This is a genomic window from Lentzea alba (assembly GCF_011067745.1).
GTDB classification, from domain to species: Bacteria; Actinomycetota; Actinomycetes; order Mycobacteriales; family Pseudonocardiaceae; genus Lentzea; species Lentzea alba.
The window spans coordinates 1,652,442-1,676,963 of the sequence record NZ_JAAMPJ010000001.1 but is presented as its reverse complement, the minus strand read 5'-3'; the positions used below and the strand labels follow the sequence as shown (position 1 = coordinate 1,676,963).

At 66.6% G+C, this 24,522-nt stretch carries 21 protein-coding genes and 1 tRNA gene; 9 read left to right on the top strand and 13 right to left on the bottom strand.

What is annotated here, in order from left to right:
- Window positions 1-144 precede the first annotated feature (144 nt).
- The gene (locus G7043_RS08205; protein WP_166044846.1) at window positions 145-690 is read right to left on the bottom strand and encodes a superoxide dismutase; all 546 of its coding nucleotides are present in this window, start codon (window positions 688-690) and stop codon (window positions 145-147) included.
- A 73-nt stretch (window positions 691-763) separates the two neighbouring features.
- On the opposite strand from G7043_RS08205, the gene G7043_RS08200 reads away from it, so the two are divergent.
- Window positions 764-1,258, top strand: coding sequence for a DUF6328 family protein (locus G7043_RS08200; RefSeq protein ID WP_166044845.1), 495 nt, complete (start codon window positions 764-766; stop codon window positions 1,256-1,258).
- Here the strand turns inward: G7043_RS08200 and G7043_RS08195 are convergent.
- Both G7043_RS08195 and G7043_RS08190 read right to left on the bottom strand, forming a co-directional pair.
- On the bottom strand, window positions 1,223-1,918 hold the full coding sequence (locus tag G7043_RS08195; RefSeq protein ID WP_166044844.1) for a hypothetical protein: 696 nt from the start codon (window positions 1,916-1,918) through the stop codon (window positions 1,223-1,225). The two genes, G7043_RS08200 and G7043_RS08195, sit on opposite strands and share 36 nt — an antisense overlap.
- A gap of 76 nt (window positions 1,919-1,994) precedes the next feature.
- Window positions 1,995-3,113 carry a serine hydrolase domain-containing protein gene (locus G7043_RS08190; protein ID WP_166044843.1) on the bottom strand — a complete coding sequence of 373 codons (1,119 nt, stop codon included), beginning with the start codon at window positions 3,111-3,113 and terminating at the stop codon, window positions 1,995-1,997.
- Between the two features lie 319 nt (window positions 3,114-3,432).
- On the opposite strand from G7043_RS08190, the gene G7043_RS08185 reads away from it, so the two are divergent.
- Window positions 3,433-4,869, top strand: coding sequence for an MDR family MFS transporter (locus G7043_RS08185; RefSeq protein ID WP_166044842.1), 1,437 nt, complete (start codon window positions 3,433-3,435; stop codon window positions 4,867-4,869).
- A 55-nt stretch (window positions 4,870-4,924) separates the two neighbouring features.
- Here G7043_RS08185 and G7043_RS08180 read toward each other — a convergent pair whose 3' ends face one another.
- The 5 genes from G7043_RS08180 to G7043_RS08160 all read right to left on the bottom strand — a co-directional run bounded on the left by G7043_RS08180 (window position 4,925) and on the right by G7043_RS08160 (window position 9,277).
- Window positions 4,925-5,269, bottom strand: a complete 345-nt coding sequence (locus tag G7043_RS08180; RefSeq protein WP_166044841.1) for a hypothetical protein — start codon at window positions 5,267-5,269, stop codon at window positions 4,925-4,927.
- Window positions 5,270-5,309: 40 nt separating this feature from the next.
- A complete protein-coding gene (locus G7043_RS08175) occupies window positions 5,310-5,513 on the bottom strand; it encodes a hypothetical protein (RefSeq protein WP_166044840.1) in 204 nt (67 codons plus the stop codon).
- A gap of 742 nt (window positions 5,514-6,255) precedes the next feature.
- Window positions 6,256-6,987 carry a DUF7873 family protein gene (locus G7043_RS08170; protein WP_166044839.1) on the bottom strand — a complete coding sequence of 244 codons (732 nt, stop codon included), beginning with the start codon at window positions 6,985-6,987 and terminating at the stop codon, window positions 6,256-6,258.
- Window positions 6,988-7,259: 272 nt separating this feature from the next.
- Entirely contained in the window at window positions 7,260-8,099 is an 840-nt protein-coding gene (locus G7043_RS08165; RefSeq protein ID WP_166044838.1) for an NAD(P)H-binding protein, read from the bottom strand.
- 1,102 nt (window positions 8,100-9,201) lie between these two features.
- A tRNA-Lys gene (locus tag G7043_RS08160) sits at window positions 9,202-9,277 on the bottom strand.
- A 203-nt stretch (window positions 9,278-9,480) separates the two neighbouring features.
- On the opposite strand from G7043_RS08160, the gene G7043_RS08155 reads away from it, so the two are divergent.
- Window positions 9,481-10,551, top strand: coding sequence for an aldo/keto reductase (locus G7043_RS08155; protein ID WP_166044837.1), 1,071 nt, complete (start codon window positions 9,481-9,483; stop codon window positions 10,549-10,551).
- A gap of 100 nt (window positions 10,552-10,651) precedes the next feature.
- Entirely contained in the window at window positions 10,652-11,770 is a 1,119-nt protein-coding gene (locus G7043_RS08150; RefSeq protein WP_166044836.1) for a serine hydrolase domain-containing protein, read from the top strand.
- Window positions 11,771-11,778: 8 nt separating this feature from the next.
- On the opposite strand, the gene G7043_RS08145 is transcribed toward G7043_RS08150, so the two are convergent.
- Entirely contained in the window at window positions 11,779-12,684 is a 906-nt protein-coding gene (locus tag G7043_RS08145) for a CobW family GTP-binding protein (protein WP_166044835.1), read from the bottom strand.
- An 11-nt stretch (window positions 12,685-12,695) separates the two neighbouring features.
- Window positions 12,696-13,493, bottom strand: coding sequence for an LLM class F420-dependent oxidoreductase (locus G7043_RS08140; RefSeq protein ID WP_166044834.1), 798 nt, complete (start codon window positions 13,491-13,493; stop codon window positions 12,696-12,698).
- A 106-nt stretch (window positions 13,494-13,599) separates the two neighbouring features.
- Here G7043_RS08140 and G7043_RS08135 point away from each other — a divergent pair, with 106 nt between their 5' ends.
- The 3 genes from G7043_RS08135 to G7043_RS08125 are packed head-to-tail and all read left to right on the top strand — an operon-like array spanning window position 13,600 to window position 20,467.
- Window positions 13,600-14,130: a hypothetical protein gene (locus G7043_RS08135; protein ID WP_166044833.1), complete on the top strand. Its 531-nt coding sequence runs from the start codon at window positions 13,600-13,602 to the stop codon at window positions 14,128-14,130.
- 2 nt (window positions 14,131-14,132) lie between these two features.
- Complete coding sequence (locus G7043_RS08130; RefSeq protein ID WP_242641849.1) at window positions 14,133-16,058, top strand: flotillin family protein; 1,926 nt, start codon at window positions 14,133-14,135, stop codon at window positions 16,056-16,058.
- A complete protein-coding gene (locus G7043_RS08125; RefSeq protein ID WP_166044832.1) occupies window positions 16,055-20,467 on the top strand; it encodes a DNA repair ATPase in 4,413 nt (1,470 codons plus the stop codon). The genes G7043_RS08130 and G7043_RS08125 overlap by 4 nt, the downstream gene beginning before the upstream one ends.
- A 159-nt stretch (window positions 20,468-20,626) precedes the next feature.
- Here the strand turns inward: G7043_RS08125 and G7043_RS08120 are convergent, their stop codons facing one another.
- Window positions 20,627-21,118, bottom strand: coding sequence for a hypothetical protein (locus G7043_RS08120; RefSeq protein WP_166044831.1), 492 nt, complete (start codon window positions 21,116-21,118; stop codon window positions 20,627-20,629).
- 76 nt (window positions 21,119-21,194) lie between these two features.
- Window positions 21,195-21,605, bottom strand: a complete 411-nt coding sequence (locus G7043_RS08115) for a PPOX class F420-dependent oxidoreductase (RefSeq protein ID WP_166044830.1) — start codon at window positions 21,603-21,605, stop codon at window positions 21,195-21,197.
- A 34-nt stretch (window positions 21,606-21,639) separates the two neighbouring features.
- Here G7043_RS08115 and G7043_RS08110 point away from each other — a divergent pair, with 34 nt between their 5' ends.
- On the top strand, window positions 21,640-22,452 hold the full coding sequence (locus G7043_RS08110) for an oxygenase MpaB family protein (RefSeq protein ID WP_166044829.1): 813 nt from the start codon (window positions 21,640-21,642) through the stop codon (window positions 22,450-22,452).
- Between the two features lie 82 nt (window positions 22,453-22,534).
- Complete coding sequence (locus G7043_RS08105) at window positions 22,535-23,350, top strand: glutamate ABC transporter substrate-binding protein (RefSeq protein WP_166044995.1); 816 nt, start codon at window positions 22,535-22,537, stop codon at window positions 23,348-23,350.
- Here the strand turns inward: G7043_RS08105 and G7043_RS08100 are convergent.
- The gene (locus G7043_RS08100; protein WP_313887748.1) at window positions 23,347-24,492 is read right to left on the bottom strand and encodes a L,D-transpeptidase; all 1,146 of its coding nucleotides are present in this window, start codon (window positions 24,490-24,492) and stop codon (window positions 23,347-23,349) included. The genes G7043_RS08105 and G7043_RS08100 overlap by 4 nt on opposite strands.
- Window positions 24,493-24,522: the final 30 nt, after the last annotated feature.

Below are 24,522 nucleotides of genomic sequence, written 5' to 3'. Positions count from 1 at the left end.
CGCCGCGCCCACCGCTGCAGCGTCTCCCGCTCCTGCTCGGTCAACGTCACCACAGCAGGAGGACGTCCAATCCGCGCCATCAACCCACACTAGACTTACCTGGCGGATTTCCGGCGCACGACACTAGTTTGTGATCAACCGCTTCTAGAACTGCACGTTCACGCACGCGAGGCGGGGTCCGGCGGTGCCCGCCTCGCCGGGCTTGGTGTGCGTGTGTTCGTTGTGGAGCATCACGGACTGCGCGTGCCGCTCGGTGAACTGCCAGTCCACAGTGGACCTGGTGTGGGCGAACCCGTTGCCGTCGGTGTGCACGTCGAGCCAGATCTCGTTGTCGGGGTTGGCATACGCCGGGTCGACCGACGGCTGGAACGGGTCCACCACGTGCTGGAAGTGCGGCCCCGAGTCCGCCGGCGCCGCACCGCACTTCTTCACGTGCACGTGCGCCCCGTACGCCCGATGCGGCAGCAATCCCTTCAGCACCAGCAAAACAGTCGTGCCACCGCTGAGGGTCGGTACGCCGACGACGGTCACCTTCGCGCCGCTCGGCACCTTGGCGTCGTAGGTGACGGCTTTTGCCTTGTCGCTGAAGCTCTCGAACTTGCCGGACGTGTGGGCCACCCTCGCCGGTTCGGCGTGCGCGGTCCCGGTGAACAGGAACGCGGCGGCAACCGCGATCGCGATCGTCTTCATGGATCACTTGCATAGTGGTATCCGGACCACGCCGCCATTTTTGAGACACGAACGGCGTTTCAAACTGGCTCACATGGGGTACGTGTGCGACGTGAGCGAAGCCGAGGAGTCCGACCAACGCAGACTCGCCCGCAACGTGAACGAGCTGCTGCAGGAGCTCCGCGTGGCCCAGGCCGGCGTGCAGATCCTGTTCGGCTTCCTGCTCTCCATCGCCTTCACCGAGAAGTACGCCTCCACCAGCGGTTATGTCCGGGCGACGCACCTGATCACGGTCATGTGCGCCGCCGTCGCCGTGGCCTTCCTGACCGCCCCCGCCGCCTGGCACCGGATGTTGTTCCGCCAGGGCCGCCGCGAGGACGTGGTCCGCAAGGGCAACACCTTCGCCCTGATCGGCCTGGCCTTCCTGGCCCTGGCCATGACCGGCACCGTCCTCCTGCTCGCCGAGGTGATCCTGGGCGGCTGGCTCGCGGTGATCGTCGGCGTGGTGGCGTTCGTCGTCTTCACGGGCCTCTGGTTCGCCCTGCCGTCCATCTCATCCCATGGTGCTGAGGACCGCGAGCGCCCCTAGCCCCACCGCCGCCGGCAGCGCGATCAGCACCTGCCGCCGAGTGGGCCGGGATTGCTCGGCGAGCACTCGGATCCCCAACGGCACCAACGCGACGCACAGTCCAGCGGTGCCCACAATGGACACCAGCTCGGTGCCCTTCAACACCCCGAGCGGCAACAGCCCCATGGTCGCGAGCGCGGTCGATCGGACGGCCCCGAGCACGCCGCTCCGATAGGCCGCGAACGCCAGCACGAACCACCCGAACATGATCGTGAACGACAGGAAGCTGAACAGGTGCAGGTCGCCGTACCCCTTGGCCACCAGCTCCGTTGCGCCTTCGACGCCCAGCTGCTTCGTGGCGCTGAACGCCGCGTGGTCCACCCCGGCGTGAAACGTCCGCCCGAACAGCCCGACGACCACCAGCACCCCGGCCCAGGCTGCCCACCCCGGCCGCGTCGCCCCGATCCGCTGCGCGAGAGAAGCCACCGCGGCCGACATGACGACGTTTCCCGCCAAGAACGACGTGTAAGCCGCCGTCATCAGACCCGGATGTTCCGCCACAGCCCGCAGCTGGTCCGGAAAGAAGAAGTTGAACGGCGACCGCAACAACGTCCCGACCAGGAGCAGCGCCGGCCCCAGCACCAGCGCCGCCCCACCAATCCACGCCCCAGGAAGTCTCATACCTGAACGTTGTCACCGCCGGCGCTCCGCCGGATCGGCCCACGGTCCGGCCCGGTGACTCAGACCACGGTCCGAGTCAGCTCGTGGCCGCGGCGGCGATCTTCATGACGATCTTCGGCTGGCCGTCCGGCGACTTCACGGTCGGATTGACCGAGTGCACGATCTTCCGCTCCAGGCCACGGGTGGCGAACACACCGCTCGAGTACCCGTGCCGGCTGCCGGTCTTTCCCCACAGCTCCACGCCGTTCAGCACGATCCTCGACAGGCCCTGGCTGTAGAGGGCGGGCCCGCCGCCGTCGAACGTGGGCACGTCCGGAACGGTGAAGAGCCTGGTCATCATCTCGTGGCCGAGCAGCCGTCCGCGGAACAGACCGGTGATGAACCCGTCCAGGTCCTCCGCCGTGGAGATCATCCCGCCCGCCGCACCGGGGATCGACTGGTTCATCACGGTCGCGTCGACGAGCTCACCGTCCACGTCCAGATACCCACGAGCCGCCGCGTTGGGCAGGCTGGGGTCGTCCCCGGGGTAGTAGGTGTGGCGCAACCCGAGCGGTCCGGTGATCCGTTCACGCAGGTTCCGCGGGTAAGAACGCCCGGTCACCTTCTCGACGAGCAGGCCGGCCGCGACGTAGGAGGTGTTCGTGTACTTCTGGGCAATGCCCGGCTGGAAGTCGATCGGATGCCGCAGGGCGGTGTCCAGCACCTGCTGCGGGCTCCAGTGGTCGAAGCGGTGCTCGAGGACCCAGCGCGGGTCGGTCAACCCGGGGATGTCCACCGTCGGCAACCCGGACGTGTGATCGAGCAGCGTGTACACCGGAACTGCCGGATAGCTGACCGGCAACACACCCGGCAGGTACCGCTGCAGGGGCTCGTTGAGGTCGATGCGTCGCTCCTGGGCCAGCTGCAACACCATCACAGCGGTGAAGGTCTTGGTGATGCTCCCGATCCGGAAGCGCCCATCCGCCTTCACCGGCGCGCTCGTTTTGATGTCGGACACCCCGGAAACCCCGGACCAGGTACCCGCCGACCCGGTGATCCGGACCAGCGCCCCGGTCGTCTCCGGGTTGGGCAACCCGCCGATCGCAGCGCGCAGCGCGGCGTCGTTGGGCGGCGGCACCGGGGTCGCCGCTCCTGCCGGCACCGCGCTGATGGCGGCCGCGACGGCGGCGATGATCGTGACAACTGCGGTTCTCATGCCGTTGAGCCTGTCGGCACGGGACGTCGTGAACCATGGAGCTTACCGGAGCTTCGATGGTGGGGCCTGCCGGATCATGAACCCAGATCTCGCGAACCGAGTGTGTCGATTCGCGCTCTCGCCGTTCGACGCATTGTCAGAGGGACGACGAGGACCCGGTCCGCCGAAGGCGAAATTCGGGTGAGAGGGACGCGGCTATGAGGAACACTCGGGTAGACCGATGAGTTCTGTCAGAACTGCAGGTCTCCACCTGTGTCACCTCGACACCGGCGGCCTCGGCCGCGACACGACCGTGCCAGCAACCTAGTGAGGGCCTGACATGCCTGCAGTGATCGAAGACCGGCCGACGAAGCAAGGGGCCCGAACACCACTGGTGGTCCGCCTGCTGGTGCTGGCCACGTTCGTGGTGATCCTCAACGAAACCCTCATGATCAACGCGATCCCGCGCCTGATGGAGTCGTTGCAGGTCACCGAGCAGGCGGCGCAGTGGGTCTCCACCGCGTTCATGCTCACCATGGCCGCCGTGATCCCGGTGACCGGCTGGTTCCTGCAGCGCGTCACCACCCGCCAGGGCTACGCGATCGCCATGGGCGTGTTCATGGCGGGAACGACCATCTCCGCCGTGGCGCCGACCTTCACAGTCCTGCTGCTCGGCCGAATCGTGCAGGCCGCGGGCACCGCCGTGATGATGCCGCTGCTGATGACGACGTTGATGACCGTCGTGCCCGAACAAGACCGCGGCCGCGTGATGGGCAACGTGACCCTGGCGATCTCCGTGGCACCCGCCCTGGGGCCCGCCGTGTCCGGCCTGATCCTGCAGCTCGGCTCCTGGCGCCTGCTGTTCGTCGCGGTCCTCCCGATCGCCGGCGCCGTGACCTACTTCGGCCTGCGCCAGCTGGCCAACATCGGCGAGCCCCAGGTCAGTTCCATCGACTGGTTCAGCGCTCTCGCCGCCACCCTGGGCTTCGGCGGCCTGGTCTACGGCCTGAGCCTGTTCGGCGAGAAGGGCGCCCACCTGGGCCAGAGCATCGCCTTCGTGACCGCCGGCGCCACGATCATCGCGATCTTCGTGTTCCGCCAGCTCAAGCTCCAACGCACCGGCGCGCCCCTGATGGACCTGCGCACCCTCGGCCACCGCACGTTCGCCCTGGCACTGGTCCTCATGTGCGTCGCGTTCCTGGCGATGATGGGCTCGATGATCCTGCTGCCGCTCTACCTGCAGAACCTGCGCGGCCTGACCCCGCTGGAAACCGGCCTGCTGCTCATGCCGGGCGGCCTGGCCATGGGCCTGCTCGGCCCGACCGTCGGCAAGCTCTACGACCGCTTCGGCAGCCGCCCCCTGGTCCTGCCCGGCTCCATCGCCATCGTGCTCGCCCTGGCCGGCTTCACCCAGGTCTCCACGACCATGCCGTACTGGCAGATCCTCGGCCTGCACGCCCTGTTGATGGTGAGCCTGGCCGCGACCTTCACCCCCATCTTCACCCTGGGCATGGGCGCCCTGCCGCCAAACCTGTACCCGCACGGCAGCTCGATCCTCGGCACCCTGCAACAGGTGGCAGCAGCCCTCGGCACCGCGCTGGTGGTCACCGTGATGTCCGCCCGCGCCAGCTCCCTGGTCGCCGACGGCGCCACCGAGGCAGCGGCGCAGCTGAGCGGCATGAAACTGGCCTTCGTGATCGCCACCGTCCTCGCCGTGGCAACGATCGTCGCCGCGGCCCTGCTGCCAAACCGAGCCAGCACGACCACCGCCCACTGACCCGCCGCGCGAGGCCTCCCGTTCGCTGAACGGGAGGCCTCGCGCCGTCGTTCTGTCAGGCGGCCTGTGCGTCGTCGGCAGCAACCACCGTTCGCCGGTTCGGCGGCCTTGTCAGGGCGAAGGTCACGAGCACACCCGTCACGGCCAGCAGACCCAGTGCCTGCGCGAGACGGGTGGTCCGCCCCATCGTGCACCTGTGGACGAAGTCGTCCCAGTAGTGGCGCTCGCCCGCTTTTGCGTAGCCCTGCGGATCGAACATCAGCGTGCTGCCGCAGTTCGTCATCTCATGATCGCCCGGCGCCCGGAACGAGATCGGAGCCGCCAGGAGCAACGCGACGAGCACGGCTCCCGTCAGCGCGATCCGGACAGGAGTGATCCAACCCAGAACCTTGATCCCCATCGCGCCGATGGTAGGCGCCCACCGGCCGTCACCTCGTCGACTACTCGAGCGCTCCCGCAACCGGCGGAACTTCATCTGGCACCGCTGCCAGTTGGCCCCACTTGCCGTTGCGGTCGGGCAGCTGTGCCTCTTCGTCGTCGACGGGTTCGACCACGACCAGAACGTTCGGCCAGTTCCGCTTGCTCGCCCCCGAAAACCAGGCCAACCTGCTGAACGTCGCCCAGGCGAACTCGGCGTCGCCCATAAAGGTCGTCCGTTTCCGAGTCGCCCCAGTAGGTGCTCACAGACCGGCGTGGCCTGGAGCCGGGGCGCAGATGATCCGCAAGGATGCGCTGAGCCGTCAGCCGAACCTGGAGTTCCTGGTTGAACCCTTCCAACGCGAGGGACTGAGCTCCACCAGCTTCAGCCTCCGCCGTCCCTTCGCCGATGGCGTTCTCAGACGGCGCAGGCAGGTCGTAAGGCATGCGGAGATACGCACACAACACGTTGACGATGGTCTGCCGCTGGCTGGCTGTGCCCTGCGCCAGGTCTTCCAGCGCGTACCCGAACAACCGCTCGTCCGACGGGGCACCCGTTCGCCTGAACGCGGATGGGGCCCCGGACATGTCCAGTCCGGGGCCCCGTTTGGCCGCCCATTTGCGCACACCAGCGACGTTTAAGAGTCGGATCAGTCCTTAGGTCGCCGCGCTCTTCCGTTGAGCTACGGCCGCATGATGAAGCGGCCAGAGGGATTCGAACCCCCACCTCGGCGAGTCTTGTCCGTACTCGGGCGATCTGGCGTTCGGCGGAAATGCTGAACCTGGAGCGAGAGTCTGAGCTTGATCCCGGCTGCCTCTACCAATTGGGCTACCCCGGCGCGATGGTGCCGGGAGAGGGATTCGAACCCCCCACCTGTGACCGAGTGGTTCAGGCTGACGTTTCAGTTTCAGCTTTCACGCTCCCATCGGGAGCGCACCCCCGCGCTCCAGCGGGGGAGTCTGTCGACGCTACCGGAACAGGTAGTCGAAAACCACGTCACCAACCCGCTGGTCGGTGATCTCCAGGCCGTTGGCTTCCTCCCGGGCGAACTTCACCGCGTGCTGCAGCTTCTCCACCCGGTCGACGAGCTCGTTCACCCGCCGGGCAGGCAGCGCACCGGAGAACTTCACCGTGGTCCAGTAACCCACCGGAATGTCCTCGTAGTACACCTCGACCTGCGCCGGGTGCTTCTCCGTGGCCTCGGCCTTGACGTGGTTGCGCGGCACCTTCTTGGTGCGGATGGTCCGAACCTGTTCAGTGCGCCAGTAGTCGGCGGACTCGTCGAAGTTCCAGTCCTCGGCCGCGTCCAGCAAAGGCAGCTTCTTCACGAAGGTGTGCAAGTCGGTCAACTGCTTCTCGAGAAAGAGCAGGTACGACACGGGCACGTCGGAAAGCAACGTCCGCCCGTCGACCACGACATCAGCCTTCGCAACGCAGTTGGCCCAGTCCTTGGTAGCCGTGACGTCGAAGAGCCGAGTCATCACGTCCGCGGTCTTCCGCAGCACGTCCTCAGCCTTGACCTGCACGCGAGTGGACTCCGGCGGCAGCACCTCGCCGTCCTCGTCCTTCGGCTGGTACGTCCGGGAGATACCGGCCAGCAGCGCGGGCTTCTGCAACCCGTGATGCGCGTCGGTGAGGTCCCGAAGCGTGCCCCCTTTGACACTCTTCTCCACCGCGATGATCTGGTTCAGCTTCGTCATGCCGCACCCCCCTTTGGTCTCGCGCACCCTACTCACCGAGAAGCCGTACCTGCACGCAAATTTCAGGTCGCCGCAGCGACGGGAACCGCAGCCACGCACCGCGAGGTTGCGCCTGCTCCACCGTTGCGGGTCTCCGGATGTCGTTGCTTGACGAGTCAGGAGAAAGCGCAAAGTTCTAGATTTTGCTCAAAGGTCCACAGTGGACAGTTTGGCTTGCCGCTCCATGCCAACTGCTCAGCATGACCGTCCGCTCACCGGACGTTGTGCGCTCATCACGGCTTGAAGTCGGCGGCGTGGTCGGCCGCCCATTCGCCGAAGGTGCGCGCCGGAGTCCCGGTGAGCTGTTCCACTGTGTCGGTGACCTTCTCGGGCTGGGTCACCATGGCGGCGTGCGCGGCCATGATCTCGTCGACGAACTGCGGCGGAAGATCGGCGAACAATCCCTGCCGGGCATCGTCCGGGGTGGTCTCCTCGAACCTCACGGTGCGGCCGATCGCAAGGCCGATCGCCTGAGCCAGCTCGAACTGCGTGATCGCCTCAGGCCCGGTGATCGTGTGCCTGGCCCCGACGTGCCCCTCCTCGGTGAGTGCCACAACCCCCACTGCCGCGATGTCCCCCTCGTGGATCAACGCCCGCCGGGCGGCGCCGTGCACCCACCGCACCACGCCCTCGGCACGGATCTGTTCCGCCCACGCCAGGGTGTTGGCCGCGAACCCGCTCGGCCGCAGGAACGTCCACTCCACGCCAGAGTCCTCGATCAGCCGCTCCAGCTTGGCGTGGGAGCCGAGAATCCCCTCAGTCACGTCCTCGGACACGCCGTTGCTGGACAGGTAGACAATGCGTTGCGCGCGTTTGGCGATCTCGGCGATGGCCTGCGGCGCGGCATGGTCCGCCGCGATGGTGGGCCAGACCAGGAACACCGAGTCGACCCCGTCCAGGGCAGGGCCGAGGCTGGCAGGGTCGGCCAAGTCACCACGCACGACCTGCACGCCGTCGGGCAGTGCCGCCCGCTGTGGATCTCGGACCAGCGCACGTACCGACTCACCTTTGTCCAGCAGCTGGGACATCACACTGCCACCGACTCGCCCTGTGGCTCCGGTCACCAAGATCATGATTCGCTCCTCGCATCGTCGTCGCCCTGCTGGACGCCACGATGCAACCTCTGCCTTGGTAGAGGTCAATTCCCGATCAGCTCGGCTTCCGCAGCCGTGGAAGAAGTCTTGCCCTTGTCCGCGGATGACCGGTGAACACAAGGGATGTCTGGCGTGCGGCAACTTCCTGCCGCACCTCGGTCGTACAAGTTGTCGAGCGTCGTTCGGGCATCCGCGTCGTCTGAGGGACGAGCGCCCTCCCACTCGGCGAGCTCGTAGGATGTGCCGACACTGTGAAACGGCAGCCTGGCAGACCTGGCGCTCTCACGCTGCAAGGGCCGCTCGACCTGCCTGAGCAGGACGAATCGCCGCCTGGTGCTAAATGATCGCCGGGAACAGGGGTGGCGGCGGACCTCCAGCGGCTAACCGCCCGACGTGCGGCCGGCTTTCAGAACCCCTGACTCAATGACAAGTCGCGCTGTCGGCGCCGCGATCGCCTGAAGGACCAACAACGTCAACGCTGTCCCTGGCGCCGCTTCCACCACTTCACGGCGAACGCCACGGCGAAGAGGCCTACAGGGAGGAGAAGGAACCAGCGGGTGTCCGGGATCCAATCATATCGCCCAGATATGTCAGCGAGGATGACCATGGAATCGACTACCCTCGTGCGACTGCCCGCAAACGGCACTGACCAGCGGACGCCCGCCACAACTGCTTCGTGAGCGGTTGTGTTCGGTGTCGTCAGTGTCCGAGGTCAGGACTTCGCCGACAGTTGATGTCTCAGGACCGCACAGCCACTGACCGCCTGTGGTGGTCACCGCGAGCACGGGATAGGCCCGAGGCACGTTCTACAAGCCACCTGACCTGGTGCCGGGCCGAGGACACCAACGGGTTCGTCCGGCGCAGCACCGCCTCGCATCACCACTTGACCGCTTTGGCGACGGAGTTCTGGACGTTCCGCCGGATGGTCACAACCCTGCTCGATGAGGAGGGCTGACTGCCCGGCAGATCGCCGACATCCTCGGGCACGCCCGGCCGTCGATGGAGAAGGCAGTAAATGAGGGGTAAGCGGGGGGTTTGATCTTGAGAGGATCTCTCCCTCCGCACCCGCTACCAGCTGCGATGGTGGGCCGCCAGGGACTCGAACCCTGAACCCGAAGATTAAAAGTCTCCTGCTCTGCCAATTGAGCTAGCAGCCCTCGACGGCACAGCCTACCGATCGCCGTCACCGGATGTCGCTCGGGTTGTCTATGTCGAACCTCACCCACCTAACGCCCCCAAACGACCAACAAGGCCGCCATCGGGAGGATTGGGCAAGAGCGCGAGCGGATCCTCGTACCGCCACGCACACGCAAGAGCTTCCATTGGAGTACCCCCAGAACGACTCCAAGGAGCCAAGAAGATGCCTCTCGACCACTACGTCACGCTCGGCCGGTCCGGCCTCCGAGTCAGCCCCTTCGCCCTAGGCGCCATGACCTTCGGCGACGACCCCGGGTCCGCCGGGTGCAGTGTTGAGGAGTCCGAGAGGATCCTCGGCGCCTACCTCGACCGCGGCGGGAACTTCATCGACACCGCCAACTTCTACAGCAACGGGCACTCGGAGAAGATCCTCGGCGACTTCTTCACGAACAGCACAAGGGACCGGGTGGTCCTCGCGTCCAAGTTCTTCTTCAACATGCACCCCGGCGATCCGAACGGGGGCGGCGCGGGCAGGAAGGCGATCAGGGACCAGCTCGACGAGACTCTCCGTCGGATGAACACCGACTACCTGGACCTCTACTGGATGCACAACTGGGATCGGCACACGCCGATCGAGGAGACGTTGCGGACGCTTGACGACCTGGTGGGATCGGGCAAGGTCAGGTACATCGGGTTCTCCAACGTGCCGGCCTGGGTGACGGCCCAGGCGCAGACCACGGCGATCCTCAGGAACTGGACGCCGTTGATCGCCTTGCAGGTCGAGTACTCGCTGCTGGCGCGGACGGTCGAGGGTGAGATCGCGCCGATGGCGCGGGAACTGGGCATGGCGCTGGTGCCGTGGAGTCCCCTCAAGAACGGGTTCCTCAGTGGCAAGTATCGGAGGAACGTGCAGGTCAGCGACTCGGAGCGGGCGAAGTACGTCAATCCGCCGAGCGAGGACGAGTTCAAGGTGATTGACGTGGCCAACGAGATCGCCGAGGAGCTCGGCACGACGACTGCGGCGGTGTCGTTGGCTTGGCTGAAGAAGCGTGAGGGCACGGTGGTGCCGATCATCGGGGCGCGAAAACTGGAGCACCTGGAGAGCAACCTCGAAGAGGTCACGCTCTCCGAAGATCAGCTCGACCGGCTCGACCAGGTTTCCAAGCCCGAGCTCAACTATCCCGCTCCGCTGCACGGTGAGTTGCGGGCGATGTTGCAGTTCGCGGGCACGACGGTGGATGGCGAAGCGTCCGGCGTTTACCCGCCGCTGCTGCAGAGCAGCGTCCGGTACTGACGGTAGAGCCTGCTCCACCTGATCAACGGCAGTGTGCCTGACTGTGCCGCGCACCCGGAATTGAAAGCCTTGCCTCAACCACGAAACAGGGAGGCACAGGATGAAGAAGACGCTGGTGGGCGTGTTGGCGGCGGCCATGTTGTGCAGCGGAACGGCGATGGCCGCGCCGGCCACGACGATCCAGAAGCAGCTCGACGGGCTCGTCAAGCAGCACGAGTTCCCGGCGGCGCTGTCGACGGTCACCGAGGCCAACGGCAGGAGCACCGCGCACACGTCGGGCACCGCCGAGTTGAACAAACGTGTGCCGGTGCCCAAGAACGGGCAGGTGCGGGTGGGGTCCAACACCAAGGCGTTCGTCGCCACCGTGGTCATGCAGCTCGTCGCGGAGAAGAAGGTCGAGCTGGACCAGCCGATCACCAAGTACCTGCCGGGTGCGATCAAGGACGAGCGGATCACCGTCCGGCAGTTGCTCAACCACACCAGCGGGCTCGCGAACTACACGAACTACATGGGGCTGGAGAAGTTCGAGGAGGTGCGGCACCGGTACTTCGAGCCACGCGAGCTGCTGGACATCGCGAACGCGCACGAAACGACCAACCAGCCGGGCGAGAAGTTCAAGTACAGCAACACGAACTACGTGCTGCTCGGGTTGTTGACGCAGAAGGTCACCGGTCGTCCGATCGCGGAGAACGTCGAGCAGCGGATCATCAGGAAGCTGAACCTCAAGGACACCTACTGGCCCGGCGTCGGCGACCAGACGATCGAAGGCAGTCACCCGCACGGGTACGCCAGGACCAGCAACGGCGTGGAGGACGTCACCGAGCTCGACCCCTCGTGGGGCTGGGCCGCCGGGCAGATCATCTCCACCACGAAGGACCTCAACACCTTCTACCGCGCGCTGCTCAAGGGTGACCTTCTGCCCGCAACCCAGCTCAAGGAAATGCAGAAGACCGTGGACACCAACGGCGAGATGTTGCCCGGCGCCGAGTACGGGCTGGGCATCGCCAGTGTGCCGCTCACGTGCGGTGGCCGGTACTGGGGTCACGGCGGCGACATCCACGGGTACGAGACGCGTGGTGGCGTGACCACGGACGGCAGGGCGTTTTCCATTGCTGTCACGGCATTGCCTGGCACGATTCAGGGCACGCCGGAAGCAGGAGAGAAGGCGCACAACGCGGTTCTGGCCACTGTGGACGCTGCCTTGTGCGGCGCCAAGTGAGGAAGTGATCAGTCGCGGACGAACCGGAGCACCCAGAGCATGTCCTGCTCGGTGACCGGTCCGTCCGCGACACAGGCCGTCAGCCAGTCGGTCAACGAGTCCGGATCGATGCCCGCCCCGATCAGCACCAGCTGCGTCGGGGCGTCGTCGACTCGCGTGAACGAGACGTACCCACCAACGGTGTGCAGCATGAACGTCTCACCCGGAAACTGCACAAAACCCTTGGCGCGGAACAAACCCTCGGGCCGTGCCTTGAGGAAGTCCATGAACAGCTTGGGGTGAAACGGCTCAACCGAAGAGAAAGTCACGCTGTCGTAGGAAGCGTGCGCGTGCGTGGAGTGGTCGTCCAGATCGTCGAACGAAAGCTGGCGCGGTCCCATGTCCGGCGGCCGCACCTCGAACAGCAAGGCCGGATCGATGCGACCGAACGAGACCGGAAGCACCGGCACGTCGAACGAAGGCAGCGAGGTGACCCGGTCGACCTTGTTCAGCACCACCAGATCGGCCAGTTCGAGATCCCTGGACAGGTGCGGCACGGCGGCGAACTCCACGGCGTCGACCACGTAGATCAGCCCGCCGTACGACACGCCAGGTGCCTGCAGCACCATCCTGACCAGCGCCGATGGCTCGGCCAGACCGGAAGCCTCGATCACGATCACGTCCAGGTCCGCCGTGGCGAGCTTCGCCAGCATCCCGTCCAGCTCGGTCCCGTCGACCGCGCAGCACAGGCAGCCGTTCGACAGCGACACCATCGAGTCGACCTGGGCCGACACCGCGAACGCGTCGATGTTGATCTGCCCGAAGTCGTTCACCACGACGCCGATCCGCGTGCCGCCGGACGTGCGCAGCAGGTGGTTGAGCAAGGTGGTCTTGCCGGCACCGAGGAAGCCGGCGAGCACGACTACGGGGATCACGCCGACCGAGGTTAGCCGGTGAACTCCGCGTACCTGTGCAGCACCTCGTCCACGGTGCCGTCGAACATCGGCGGGTAGATCACCAGCTCGTCCACGCCGAGGTCCTCGTACTCCCTGATCACCGAGGCGGACAGCGGAACCTGCGCCGACACGCTGATCCGGAACCCGGAAGGGCGCTCAGGGAAACGCGCGAGGTGGCCGCGGATGTCGTCGGGCGTGCCGATGCCGAACCACCCTTGCGCGCGGCCCACCGCTCGCCGGAACGCCGCGGCGCTGTGCCCGCCGACCACGACCCGGACGTTGGACGGCTGCGGGTGGGCCTCGATGTCCGAGAAAGACACGAACTTGCCCTCGAACGACGGCGACGGCGAATGCCACAGCTGGTCCATCGCGTCCAGGTACTCGTCGGTCCGCGCGCCGCGGTCCTCGAAGGACACGCCGATCGCGGTCATCTCCGACTCCAGGTAGCCGGCGCCGACGCCCAACGTGAACCGCCCGCCGCTGAGCAGATCGAGCGACGCCACCTGCTTCGCGAGCACCAGCGGGTTGCGCTGGGGCAGGATCAGGATGCCGGTGGCGAGCTCCAGCCGGGACGTCACCGCGGCCACGAAGTTCAAGTGCGCGAGCGGATCGACGATCACCGTGTCCGGTTCGGACGGTGACGGATCGACCCGAGGCGATGGCAGCACCACGTGATCGGACGCCCACCACGAGTGATAGCCGAGCGACTCCGCCAACTGGGCGAGTCGTCGCGTCTCGTCAGGTCCGGCGGTGTCGCCGATGTTCAACCCCTGCACCCCGATGTCCATGATCCGGACAACTGCCGAGTGACCTCTGTCATTCCCGCGAAAAGTTCTGTATCAGTGCAACGGATCACGCCTCCAGAACATCTGAGGGGCAAGAAGGGGGGCGAGGATGACCGAGTTCGTTGCTGCCGCGCTGGCGTTCCCGACTGTGCTGTTCAGCTTTCTGGTGCTCGTGGTGCTGGCGTACTGGCTCACGGCGGCGTTGATCGGCATGGACCACCTCCACGCCCCGGTGCTGCCGATCTCGATCTCGCTCTTCGTGTTGATCACGTGGTTCGCGGCGCTGGTCGGCACGGTCATGACGCCGGAGGGCAAGCTCCGGTACGTCGTCCTCCTCGGCGCGCTGCTCGTGGGCGCGTTGCTCACCAAGATCTTCCTGATCCCGGTCAGGAACTGGACCAAGCCGGAAAAACCCGCGTCCCGCAACGACTTCGTGGGCCGCACGGCGATCGTGAAGACAGCGCGGGTCACCGAGAACTACGGGCAGGCCGAGGTCACCGCCGACGACGGCGGCACTGCGGTCGTGCAGGTGCGAGCGGCACAGAGCACCGAACTGAAAGCGGGACAAACCGCGCTGATCTTCGACTACGACACCGAAGGCGAGTTCTTCTGGGTCGTGGACATCACCACAGGGGGCTGACAATGGGTGCGATCTCAACGGGACTGCTCGTGCTGATCGCCGTGATCGTCGTCGTGCTGATCTTGGCAACGATCACGCTGAGCAGGTTGTTCAAGAAGTGCGAGCAGGGCAAGGCGCTCATCGTCTCGAAGATGAGAAAGGTCGACGTGACCTTCACGGGCACCGTCGTCCTACCGGTCCTGCACAGATGCGAGACGATGGACATCTCGGTGAAGACCATCGAGATCCGCCGGGCCGGCAACGAGGGCCTGATCTGCAAGGACAACATCCGCGCGGACATCCGCATCACGTTCTTCGTGCGGGTCAACAAGACCGTCGAGGACGTCATCAAGGTCGCGCAAGCGATCGGCACCGAGCGCGCGAGCCACGAGGCCACGCTGCAGGAGCTGTTCAACGCCAAGTTCTCCGAGGCGCTCAAGACCGTCGGCAAGCAGCTGGACTTCGTCGACCTCTACACCCACCGCGACGAGTTCCGCGACCGGATCGTCCAGGTCATCGGCACCGACCTCAACGGCTACAGCCTCGAGGACGCGGCCATCGACTACCTGGAGCAGACGCCGCTCAAGCAGCTCGACCCCGCGAACATCCTGGACGCGCAGGGCATCCGCAAGATCACCGAACTGACCGCGATCGAACACGTCAAGACGAACGAGTTCACCCGCAACGAGGAGAAGGAGATCACGCGTCAGAACGTCAGCGCGCGTGAGGCCATCCTCGAACTGCAGCGCAGGCAGGCGGACGCGGAGATCCGGCAGAAGCGCGAGATCGAGACCGCGCGCGCGCAGCAGGAGGCCGAGACCCAGAAGGTCCAGGCCGAGGAACGGCTCAAGGCCAACACCGCGTTCATCCGCACGGAGGAACAGCTCGGCATCCAGACCGAGAACAAGGCCCGCGAGATCGCCGTGGCCGAGAAGAACCGCGAGCGCGTGATCGCCGTCGAGACCGAGCGCATCGAGAAGGACCGCATGCTGGAGGTCATCGCCCGCGAACGCGAGACGTCGCTGCGCATGATCGAGAAGGACAAGGAGCTCGAGCACGAGCGGCGTGCCATCGCCGACCTGGTGCGCGAGCGGGTCGCGGTCGAGAAGACCGTGGCCGAGCAGGAGGAGAACATCAAGCGCCTGCGTGCGGTCGAGTCGGCCGAACGCGACCGCCAGCAGATCGTGATCATGGCCGAGGCCGAGGCGCAGCAGTCCCTGGTCAAGGACATCAAGGCCGCCGAGGCCGCGGAACAGGCCGCGCAGCACAAGGCCCGCGAGGTCGTCGTGCTCGCCGAGTCCCGTCAACAGGCCGCCGACCTCGACGCCCGCGCCAAGATCCGCCTCGCCGAGGGCATCCAGGCCGAGTCCGCCGCGGCCGGTCTGGCGAACGTCATGGTCAAGGAACGCGACGCCGACGCCATCGAGAAGGTCGGTCGCGCCGAGGCCGTCGTGGACCGCGAGAAGGCGCTCGCGGACGCCGAGGGCATCAAGGAACGCCTCAAGGGCGAAGCGGAAGGCTTGTCGCACAAGGCCGAGGCCATGGCCGCGCTCGACACCGCCACCCGCGAGCACGAGGAGTACCGCCTGCGTCTCGAGGCCGAGAAGGAGATCCGGCTCAAGGGCATCGACGTGCAGCGCCAGATCGCTGAGGCCCAGGCCGTGGTCCTCGCGGCCGGCCTGGAGAAGGCCGACATCGACATCGTCGGTGGCGACACGATGTTCTTCGACAAGATCGCGAACGCCATCACCGCAGGCAAGCAGGTCGACAGCTTCGTCGGCAACTCGGACGTGGTGCAGGCGCTGGGTTCCAAGTGGATGGACGGAAGCTCGAACTTCCCGGAGGACCTGACCAAGATCCTCAGCTCGTTCACGACCGGTGACGCGCAGAACATCGCCGCGGCGATCGCGCTGACCCAGATGGCCAAGAACAACGGCCAGAACGCATGACGCAACTCGACGCGGGCACCTACGAGGTGCTGCGGGCCCGGCTGGCCGAACAGGCCGCCGGGCTCGCCCGGAGCACGGAAGCGCTGAACGCCCAGCGCGTCGAGACGTTCGGCAGCACCGCGCTCGAACTCCTCGCCACCGAACGCATCCGCACCGAGAACAACTGCGTGCCGCGGGACATCGTCGCGCTCGGCGACCAGATGTTGTTCGGCTACAACGTGTTCATGGGCCTCAAGCCCGAGACGACGGTCAGCGACGTCTTCGCGGTGCACGGCAGGGACTTCAGCGCGGTCGAGGCGGAGTTCCTGCAGGACCCGAGGTTCCGCAACGACTTCGCCGAGCTCTACCGGTACTACCGCGAAACGCGGCTGCTCCAGCTGCGGATCGTCGAGTCACGGCTGCTCGCGGTGTTCCAGACCGGCGCGCGGATCGAGGACATCCGCGTGCTGCGCTGGGACGTCGCGGTCGACGGCTCGGTCACCTACGTCGACAACCGCGGCGACCGCGACCACGTGTTCCCGCCCTCGCACGACGTCACGTGGGTCGAGACGACCCGCGAGCAGCACGTGCTCGGCCGGCACCCGCACATCGCGATCGAGAACGAGGTGTTCGTCGAGACGGTCGGCGGCACGCTGACCGTCAAGATCGAGAACAACACCGAGGTCGGCGAGGGCATCTACTCCGAGCCCGTCGACGAGCCGTTGCAGAGCCTCGCGGACGCCGACGTGCACTACGCCCGCGTCGGCCCGCTGATCCTGCTCAGGATCCGCCCGTACAACGAGACCGCGTGGCGGCACCTGGTCTTCAACACCCGCACCAAGACCGTGGCCAGGCTCGACGGCATCGGCCAGGCCTGCCAGCGGCTGCCGGAGGACCAGGGGATCATCTTCCCCGGCGGCTACTACCTGGTCACCGGTGCGGACAAGACGTTCGACGTCGAGACCGACGACCTGGAGTTCGAACGGGTCGTCCGGTCCGCGAACGGCGAGGACGTGCTGTTCGTCTACCACGCGCGTCGCGAGGGTCGCAGCTTGCTGTTGCCCTACAACGTGATTCGCAAGGAAGTCGCGACGCCGATCACCTGCCACGGCTACTCGCTGTTCGCCGACGGCACCCTGGTGATCTTCCGCGAGACCAGCTCCGAACCCGTGCGCGTGCACCCGATGCAGGTCTGGCGCACACCGTTCGTGCAGGACGAGGAGCTGCCGGACCAGGCAGGCCCGCTCGCCCGCATCGGCAACGCCGAACTCGTCCGCGGCATCTCGGACTGCCTGTCGATCACCCGGATGAGCGCCGAGATGACGCCGAGCGCGCCGGTGTTCGAGGGCCTGATCGCGTTGTGCACCAGAGTGATCGACGGCGTGCACTGGCTCGACGAACTGGGGTTGAAACAGGACGTCGTGGCCGTCCGCGCCACCGCCGAGCAGGTGCTGGACGAGTTCGAGGCGGTCCGCACGCTCACCGAGCACGCGGCCCAGCAGCTCCACGCGGCCTCGGAGAAGCTCGCCTCGCTGATCAGGCTCGCCAGGTCGGCGGCACCGAGAAGCGCAGACGAGTGGGTGCGGCTGCTGGCCGATCTGCGGTCCGCGCAGGGCCGGCTGATCACGCTCAAGGACCTCAAGTACGTCGACCTCGCCGAGATCGACCGGCGCGAGGCCGAACTCGTCGAGGAACTCGGCGCGTCCGCACGACGGGCCGTCGCGTTCCTCAGCGGTGAGGGCGCGTTCGCCCAGTACCACGAGGAAATCGAACAGATCGCGGCCGCGGAGCTGAAGACAGCCGCCGAGGCCAAGCCGCTCAAGGAACGGCTGGAGCAGCAGCAGGCCGGGCTGGAAGTGTTGACCGAGGTCGTCAGCACGCTCGACGCCGCCGACACGACCACCCGCACGGCGATCCTGGCGAGCATCGGCGAGGTGCTGGCCGCGGTCAACCGGGCACGGGCCACTGTGGACGGTCGTCGACAGGCTCTGGCGAATGCCGAGGGCAGGGCCGAGTTCGCCGCGGAGTTCGCGCTGCTCGGCCAGGCCATCACGGGCGCGCTGTCGGTCGCGGACTCTCCACAGCGCTGCGACGACCAGCTCGGCCGGCTGTTGCTGCAGCTGGAGAACCTGGAGTCGCGATTCGGCGAGTTCGACGACTTCCTGGCCCAGATCGGCGCCAAGCGGACGGACGTCTACGAGGCCTTCTCCGCTCGCAAGCAGACGTTGCTCGACGAACGTGCGCGCAAGGCCGACAGGCTCGTGCAGTCCGCCGAACGCGTGCTCGGTACGATCCGCCGTCGCCTCGGGAAGCTCACCTCGACCGACGAGATCAACACGTACTTCGCGGGCGACCCGATGGTCGCCAAGGTTCGCAACGTCGCCGAGGAGCTCCGGAAACTCGGTGACGTGCGGGCGGACGAGCTCGACGCGAGTCTGCGCGATGCCCGGCAAGAGGGAGGCCGGGCACTGCGCGACCGGGCCGATCTGTTCGACGGCGCGTCGATCGTGCTCGGTCGTCACCGCTTCCCGGTGACGACCGAGCCGATGAACCTCACCCTGGTCCCGCGCGACGGCCGGCTGTTCTACGCGGTCACCGGCACCGACTACCGCAGCGAGGTCACCGACCCGGCGTTCGCCGCGACCCGGCCGTTCTGGGACCAGCTGCTGGTCTCGGAAACCCAGGACGTCTACCGGTCCGAGCACCTCGCCGGGTGCCTGCTCGCCGAAGGCCGCACGGACGTGGTGTCCGCCGCCGCGGAACGCTACGACGAGGGCTACGAGAAGGGCGTCCACGACCACGACGCCGAGAAGATCCTCGCTGTCCTGCAACGACTGCACGCCGGCGCCGGGCTGCTGAGGTATCCGCCGGCCACCCGTGCCCAGGCCCAGATCTTCTGGTCCGAACAGCCGGAGGACCAACGGTCGGTGTGGGCGCGCAAAGCCGAGTCGCTGGCCCGGGCCCGCACGATCTTCGGTGGCACGCACGGCATTCCGGAGCTGACCAGGCAGTTCGGCATCGACGACCTGGCCGCCGAGTACCTGTTCGAGGAACTGGCCTGCGAGCCGAGGGGATTCGTCACCAGCAAGGCCGCTCGGACCGTGATCGACAGGTTCAAGGCCGTGGTGACCGAGGACCTGGGCGACCGCGACCTCATCGAGGCGTGGCTGAAGGCGTTCCTCGGCGACGAGGACTGCCCCGAGTTCCCCGAGGTCGTGGCGGTCCTGCTCACCGACCTGCCGCGGTACGACTCCAGTGCCGCGCTGACCGAGACCGTGACCGGCCTGCTCGGCACGCACCCCCGCGTGACGAACCAGTCCCTGGACCTGCGCCTGGACGAGACTTTGACCAGGCTGCGCGCGTTCCAACACACGCAGGTCCCCGCTTTCCGCGCCTACCAGCGGCAACGAGACGCGCTCATCACCGAGGAACGTCAACGGCTCCGGCTGGACGACTACCGCCCCGCGGTGCTGAACACGTTCGTGCGCAACAGGTTGCTGAACGAGGTGTACCTGCCGTTGATCGGCGACAACCTCGCGAAGCAGCTCAACGACGGCACCGGCCTGCTGATGCTGATCTCCCCGCCCGGCTACGGCAAGACGACGTTGATGGAGTACGTCGCGAACCGGCTCGGCATGGTGTTCGTGAAGGTCAACGGACCGGCGCTGGGCAGCGGCGTCACCTCGCTCGACCCGGAGGAGGCCCCGAATGCCACCGCACGCCAGGAGGTCGAGCGCATCAACTTCGCGTTCGCCCTGGGCAGCAACGTTCTGCTGCACCTCGACGACATCCAGCACACATCGCCTGAGCTGCTGCAGAAGTTCATCTCGCTGTGCGACGCACAACGACGCGTTGACGGCGTCTGGGACGGCGAGGCACGCACGTTCGACCTGCGGGGCAAGCGCTTCGCGGTGTCGATGGCGGGCAACCCGTACACCGAGACCGGTCGAGCCTTCCGCGTTCCGGACATGCTCGCGAACCGCGCGGACGTGTGGAACCTCGGTGACGTGCTGTCGGGCCGCGACGCCCTCTTTGCGTTGAGCTACCTGGAGAACGCGTCCGCGTCGAACCCGACCCTCAACGGCGTCGACGTGGAACCGCTGGTGCGTCTGGCGAACGGTGAAACCGTCCGGCACGAGTACGAGACCGTCGAGCTGGACCGGATGTTGTCCGTGGTCCGGAAGCTGCAGCGGATCCAGGAAGTCGTGCTCGCGGTCAACCAGGAGTACATCGCGTCGGCCGCGAGTGGCGGTGAGTTCCTCCTGCAGGGCAGCTACCGCAACATGAACCGGATGGCGGCGAGGATCGTGCCGGCGATGAACGACGACGAGGTCGAAGCGTTGATCGACGACCACTACCTGGGCGAGGCGCAGCTGCTCGGCACCCGCGCCGAGGCGAACCTCGCGAGGTTGAGGGAGCTGAAAGGCTAGTGGCGCGTCACGCAACGTTGGCGAGGTAATTCACGCTCAGCAGGACGCCTCACGGCACCGCCCCCACTCCCACAGCCAACCAGGATGAGGAAGTGGGGGCGGCACCGTGATGCGCCCGTCTGAGCGCGAATTCCCCCGGCAACGTTGCGAGCCACGCCACTAGTCGCAGTCCAGGTCGAACCTGTCCGGGTCACGCCCGTCCGGCCCGCGCAGGTCGATCAACCTCAGGTGGTGCTTCTCCAGGAAGTCGCAGAACTGCTCGTCGTCGAACGGCCACTCCAGGCAGCGCTCGAAGTCGTCGTCCCCGAAGAACTTCGTGTCACAGCGAAGCAGGTCGTCCAGACTCGGCGGACGGGGCTTCGACGGTGGCTTGCCCGACGTGGGGTCCGGCTTGGGCCGGGGAAGCGGCTTGGCCGGTGGAGGTGGCGGCGGCGGAGGAGGCGGGGGCGGCGGTTGCGCCGGCGCCAGACCGACAGCCGAAACGGTCGTGGTGGCCGTTGCGACGATCGGCGGAGGAGGTGGCGGAGGTGGCGCGACCAAACGGATGTCCACCGGTCTGTTCAGAGGTGCGGCGAACAGCGCTGCCACCAGGGCAGCGCCCATCACCGCCACCGCGGCCGTGAAGTAGCCGCGGTGTCTGACACCAGTCATCGCTTCCGCTCCCCAGGTTCCGCCTGCCCGGTAGCCGCCGTCCCCGTGGAATCGTTGCGCCCGCTAACGGTGTTACTCACCCCGTCCGGTCTGGTCCCGCACCGGTCAGCGAGATCCGCAGGATCACCCGCTGCTCGCGTTCCATCGCCGCCCGGTAGTCGTTCCAGTCGGAGTGCTCGCCGGAGATCGTCCGGTAGTACTTGACCAGCAGATCCATCGCTTCCGGCAACGCCACGACCGTCGCCGTTCCGTTGATCTGGATCCACCGCCCGAAGAAGCTGTCCGGCAGCACGCACAGCGCGACGTTCGGATCACGTTGCACCTGCTTGGTCTTGTAGGCCGTCGCTCGTGTGGAGACGAGCACGTCGCCGTTGTCGTCCAACGCGACGAGCACCGGCGACATGGCCGGCGTCCCGTCCGCCTTCAGCGCGCAGAACACCGCGCGGTGCTGACTGCGGAGCACTTCCCGTGCCTGATCCAGGTCCATGGCCATCATCTTCGCGAGACGAGACGATGTCCGCATGCCCGATCCGAACTCCGTGAGCTGGCAGATGCACGCCGACCCGACGATGTGGATCGCCGGGATCGCGAGCCTCTACCTGCAGGCGTTGCACCCCAAGGCCGTCGCCGGGGTGGTGCAGAACTCGAACTTCCAGGCGGACCCGCTCGGCCGGTTGAAACGAACAGCGGACTTCGTCGGGCTCGGCGTCTACGGCACCGACGAGGAGATCGCCACCGCGTCGGCACGGGTCCGCGCCACCCACCGCAGCCTGCGCGGCGTCGTCGACGGCCGGACGTTCCGCGTCGACGAGCCCGAACTGCTGCTGTGGGTGCATTGCTCGGAGGTCTACTGCTTCGAAACCGTTCTGGACCGCGCGGGGTACGGACTGACCGATCGGCAGAAGGACCGGTACTACGCGGAGCAGCGTTTTGCCGCGACGCTCGTCGGTCTGCACGAGGACGAGGTCCCTGGCTCGCGGCGAGAAATGACCGAGTACTTCGAACGGATGCGTCCTGAGCTGCGCCGAACGGCCGATTCCGACGTGATTTACACCTTCTTGCACGGTCCTCCCGTGCAAGGTTGGGTCCGCCACGGACTACCCGTCTACCGGGTGCTGGTGGGCCACCTGGCGTACTCGGTGCTGCCCGATTGGGCGCTCGAACTACACGGTCACCAACCCTACGTGCACGCCGACACGTGGCTGCGAATCATGCGCCGAGCTGCGCTTTTGGTGCCCGGCAAGATCAGGAGGCTCGCTCCGCCCGGTCACCTCAAGCGCGCGATCGAGCGGCACGGACGCCATGTGACACCCAGCAAAACAAGGCTGCCGTAGATGTCATACATCACAGTCGATCATCGTCGCAGGTCCGTAGCATTGCTCACGACTCCACAAAACCCCCGGAAGGCTTGTCGTGATTCGTCGTGCTGCGCTCCTGACTGCCGTAGCGGTGCTCGCCACCGCCTGTGGGAGCGGTGACACGAGCACAGTCATCGGACGTGCCGACTCCGGCAAGCTGACGATCGGCATCCGCTACGACCAGCCGGGCCTGAGCGAGCGACGGCTCGACGGCCGCTTCGTCGGCTTCGACGTCGACGTGGCCAAGTACGTGGCGAACGAGCTCGGTGTGCAGGACAGCGGCATCACCTTCAAGGAGGCCCGCGGCGCTGCCCGCGAGTCGATGCTGCAGAACGGCGAGGCTGACCTGATCATCGCTTCGTACTCGATCACCGATGCCCGCAAGGAGAAGGTCGCCTTCGCCGGTCCGTACTTCGAGACCGGTCAGGGCATGCTGGTCCGCTTCACCGAGGCGTCGATCCAGGGGCCGGAGACGTTGAACGGCCGCAAGCTGTGCTCGGTCAAGGGATCCACCTCCGCGCAGAAGGTGAAGACCGACTACTCCCAGGGCACCCAGCTCATCGAGTACGGCCAGTACTCGGACTGCGTGATCGCTCTCATGGCGGGCAACGTCGACGCCGTTTCGACCGACGAGGTCATCCTGGCCGGGTTCGCCGCGGAGAACCCCGAGCTGCTCAAGCTGGTCGGCAAGCCGTTCTCCAAGGAGCGCTACGGCATCGGCGTGCCGAAGGGCGACGGGAAGTCCCGCGACGCCGTGAACGAGGCCATCGAGAAGATGATTTCGAGCGGTGAGTGGAAGCGGGCCCTCGAACGCAACGTCGGACCGTCGGGTTACGAGATCCCGCAGCCACCCCAGATCACCGAGAAGTCCTAGCCGGTGACCGCGGACTTGGCGGTCCAGGCCGCCCAGTCCAGCGCCCAGTCCCAGTAGTCGCGGTCTTCCGGCCCGAGCTGGATCGCGGTTCCCACGACCTCCACCGGGTCGCCGGTCATCGTCAGGTCGTAGAAGCGCTTCGCGTTGTCGCCGGACAGGTTCGCGCAGCCGTGCGAGACGTTCTTCTTGCCCTGGCTGGGGATCGTGCCGTTGTTCTCGTGCACGAACTCGCCGTTCGCGGAGATCTGCACCGCCCACGTGACCGGGATGTCCCGGTAGTTGAAGTAGGTGCTTGCCATCAGCTTCTTGGCTTCCTTCCCCATCACCACGTGGGTTCCGGAGCGCGTCGTCGACATGGCTTCGTCCGCCTTGCCGTACGACGCCGGGAAGTCGTGCAGCAGCACGCCATCGCGCCAGACCTCGAACCGGTGCGTCTGCGTGTTGGCCTTGGCCACCAGCGCGCGATCCGCGATCTTGAACTGCACGTGCAGGTCGTTCGCACCGTAAGCGCCGGCCCCGAACGGCACCCCGTACACGTTGACGTCAACGGAAACCTCGGTGTTCGGCTTCCAGTAGTCGCGCGGCCGCCAGTGCGCCTCGGTGTCCGACAACCACGCCCACGCGCCCTCGGTCGGCACGGAAGTCGTGACGGTCATGGCTTTCTGGGCGGCGGCCTTGTCCTGCACCGGCGCGCTGAACGTCATCTTGACCGGCATCGCGATGCCGTAGGTCTGGTGGTCACCGACGTTCGATTCCACGTTGACGAGCCGCTGCGGCTTGACCGTGCGGAACGAACCGCTGACCGGCACGTCCGCGCCGTCCTCGCCCTTCGCCGAACCGGACCACGTGTAGACCTTGTCGTAGCCCAGATCCTCGGTGGCGACCCACCTGCCGGCCGTGAGCTCCCCCTTGACCACGGTGCCGTTCGCGCCCGTCAAAGCGACGGCGGTCAGCGAACCTCCAGTCACCTCAACCTGAAACGGCCCCGCCGGGCTGATCCCCTCGCCCTGCGCGGGCGACACGGTCAGTGCCGCCTTCGCCTTGTTCTCCACGACCGGAGCAGCAGGCGCCGACGGTCCGTCGGGCGCGGCGCTGCAAGCGGTCAACCCCAGCAGTACAGCCAAGATCAGTGGCCGGATCACGTTCTCTCCCCAAGATCCCCAGTGCAATGC

Bases quoted from the DNA above. Each gene is read 5' to 3' on its own strand.
- G7043_RS08205 (WP_166044846.1), bottom strand. From the start codon at position 690: ATGAAGACGATCGCGATCGCGGTTGCCGCCGCGTTCCTGTTCACCGGG.
- G7043_RS08200 (WP_166044845.1), top strand. From the start codon at position 764: ATGGGGTACGTGTGCGACGTGAGCGAAGCCGAGGAGTCCGACCAACGC.
- G7043_RS08195 (WP_166044844.1), bottom strand. From the start codon at position 1,918: ATGAGACTTCCTGGGGCGTGGATTGGTGGGGCGGCGCTGGTGCTGGGG.
- G7043_RS08190 (WP_166044843.1), bottom strand. From the start codon at position 3,113: ATGAGAACCGCAGTTGTCACGATCATCGCCGCCGTCGCGGCCGCCATC.
- G7043_RS08185 (WP_166044842.1), top strand. From the start codon at position 3,433: ATGCCTGCAGTGATCGAAGACCGGCCGACGAAGCAAGGGGCCCGAACA.
- G7043_RS08180 (WP_166044841.1), bottom strand. From the start codon at position 5,269: ATGGGGATCAAGGTTCTGGGTTGGATCACTCCTGTCCGGATCGCGCTG.
- G7043_RS08175 (WP_166044840.1), bottom strand. From the start codon at position 5,513: ATGGGCGACGCCGAGTTCGCCTGGGCGACGTTCAGCAGGTTGGCCTGG.
- G7043_RS08170 (WP_166044839.1), bottom strand. From the start codon at position 6,987: ATGACGAAGCTGAACCAGATCATCGCGGTGGAGAAGAGTGTCAAAGGG.
- G7043_RS08165 (WP_166044838.1), bottom strand. From the start codon at position 8,099: ATGATCTTGGTGACCGGAGCCACAGGGCGAGTCGGTGGCAGTGTGATG.
- G7043_RS08155 (WP_166044837.1), top strand. From the start codon at position 9,481: ATGCCTCTCGACCACTACGTCACGCTCGGCCGGTCCGGCCTCCGAGTC.
- G7043_RS08150 (WP_166044836.1), top strand. From the start codon at position 10,652: ATGAAGAAGACGCTGGTGGGCGTGTTGGCGGCGGCCATGTTGTGCAGC.
- G7043_RS08140 (WP_166044834.1), bottom strand. From the start codon at position 13,493: ATGGACATCGGGGTGCAGGGGTTGAACATCGGCGACACCGCCGGACCT.
- G7043_RS08135 (WP_166044833.1), top strand. From the start codon at position 13,600: ATGACCGAGTTCGTTGCTGCCGCGCTGGCGTTCCCGACTGTGCTGTTC.
- G7043_RS08130 (WP_242641849.1), top strand. From the start codon at position 14,133: ATGGGTGCGATCTCAACGGGACTGCTCGTGCTGATCGCCGTGATCGTC.
- G7043_RS08125 (WP_166044832.1), top strand. From the start codon at position 16,055: ATGACGCAACTCGACGCGGGCACCTACGAGGTGCTGCGGGCCCGGCTG.
- G7043_RS08120 (WP_166044831.1), bottom strand. From the start codon at position 21,118: ATGACTGGTGTCAGACACCGCGGCTACTTCACGGCCGCGGTGGCGGTG.
- G7043_RS08115 (WP_166044830.1), bottom strand. From the start codon at position 21,605: ATGGACCTGGATCAGGCACGGGAAGTGCTCCGCAGTCAGCACCGCGCG.
- G7043_RS08110 (WP_166044829.1), top strand. From the start codon at position 21,640: ATGCCCGATCCGAACTCCGTGAGCTGGCAGATGCACGCCGACCCGACG.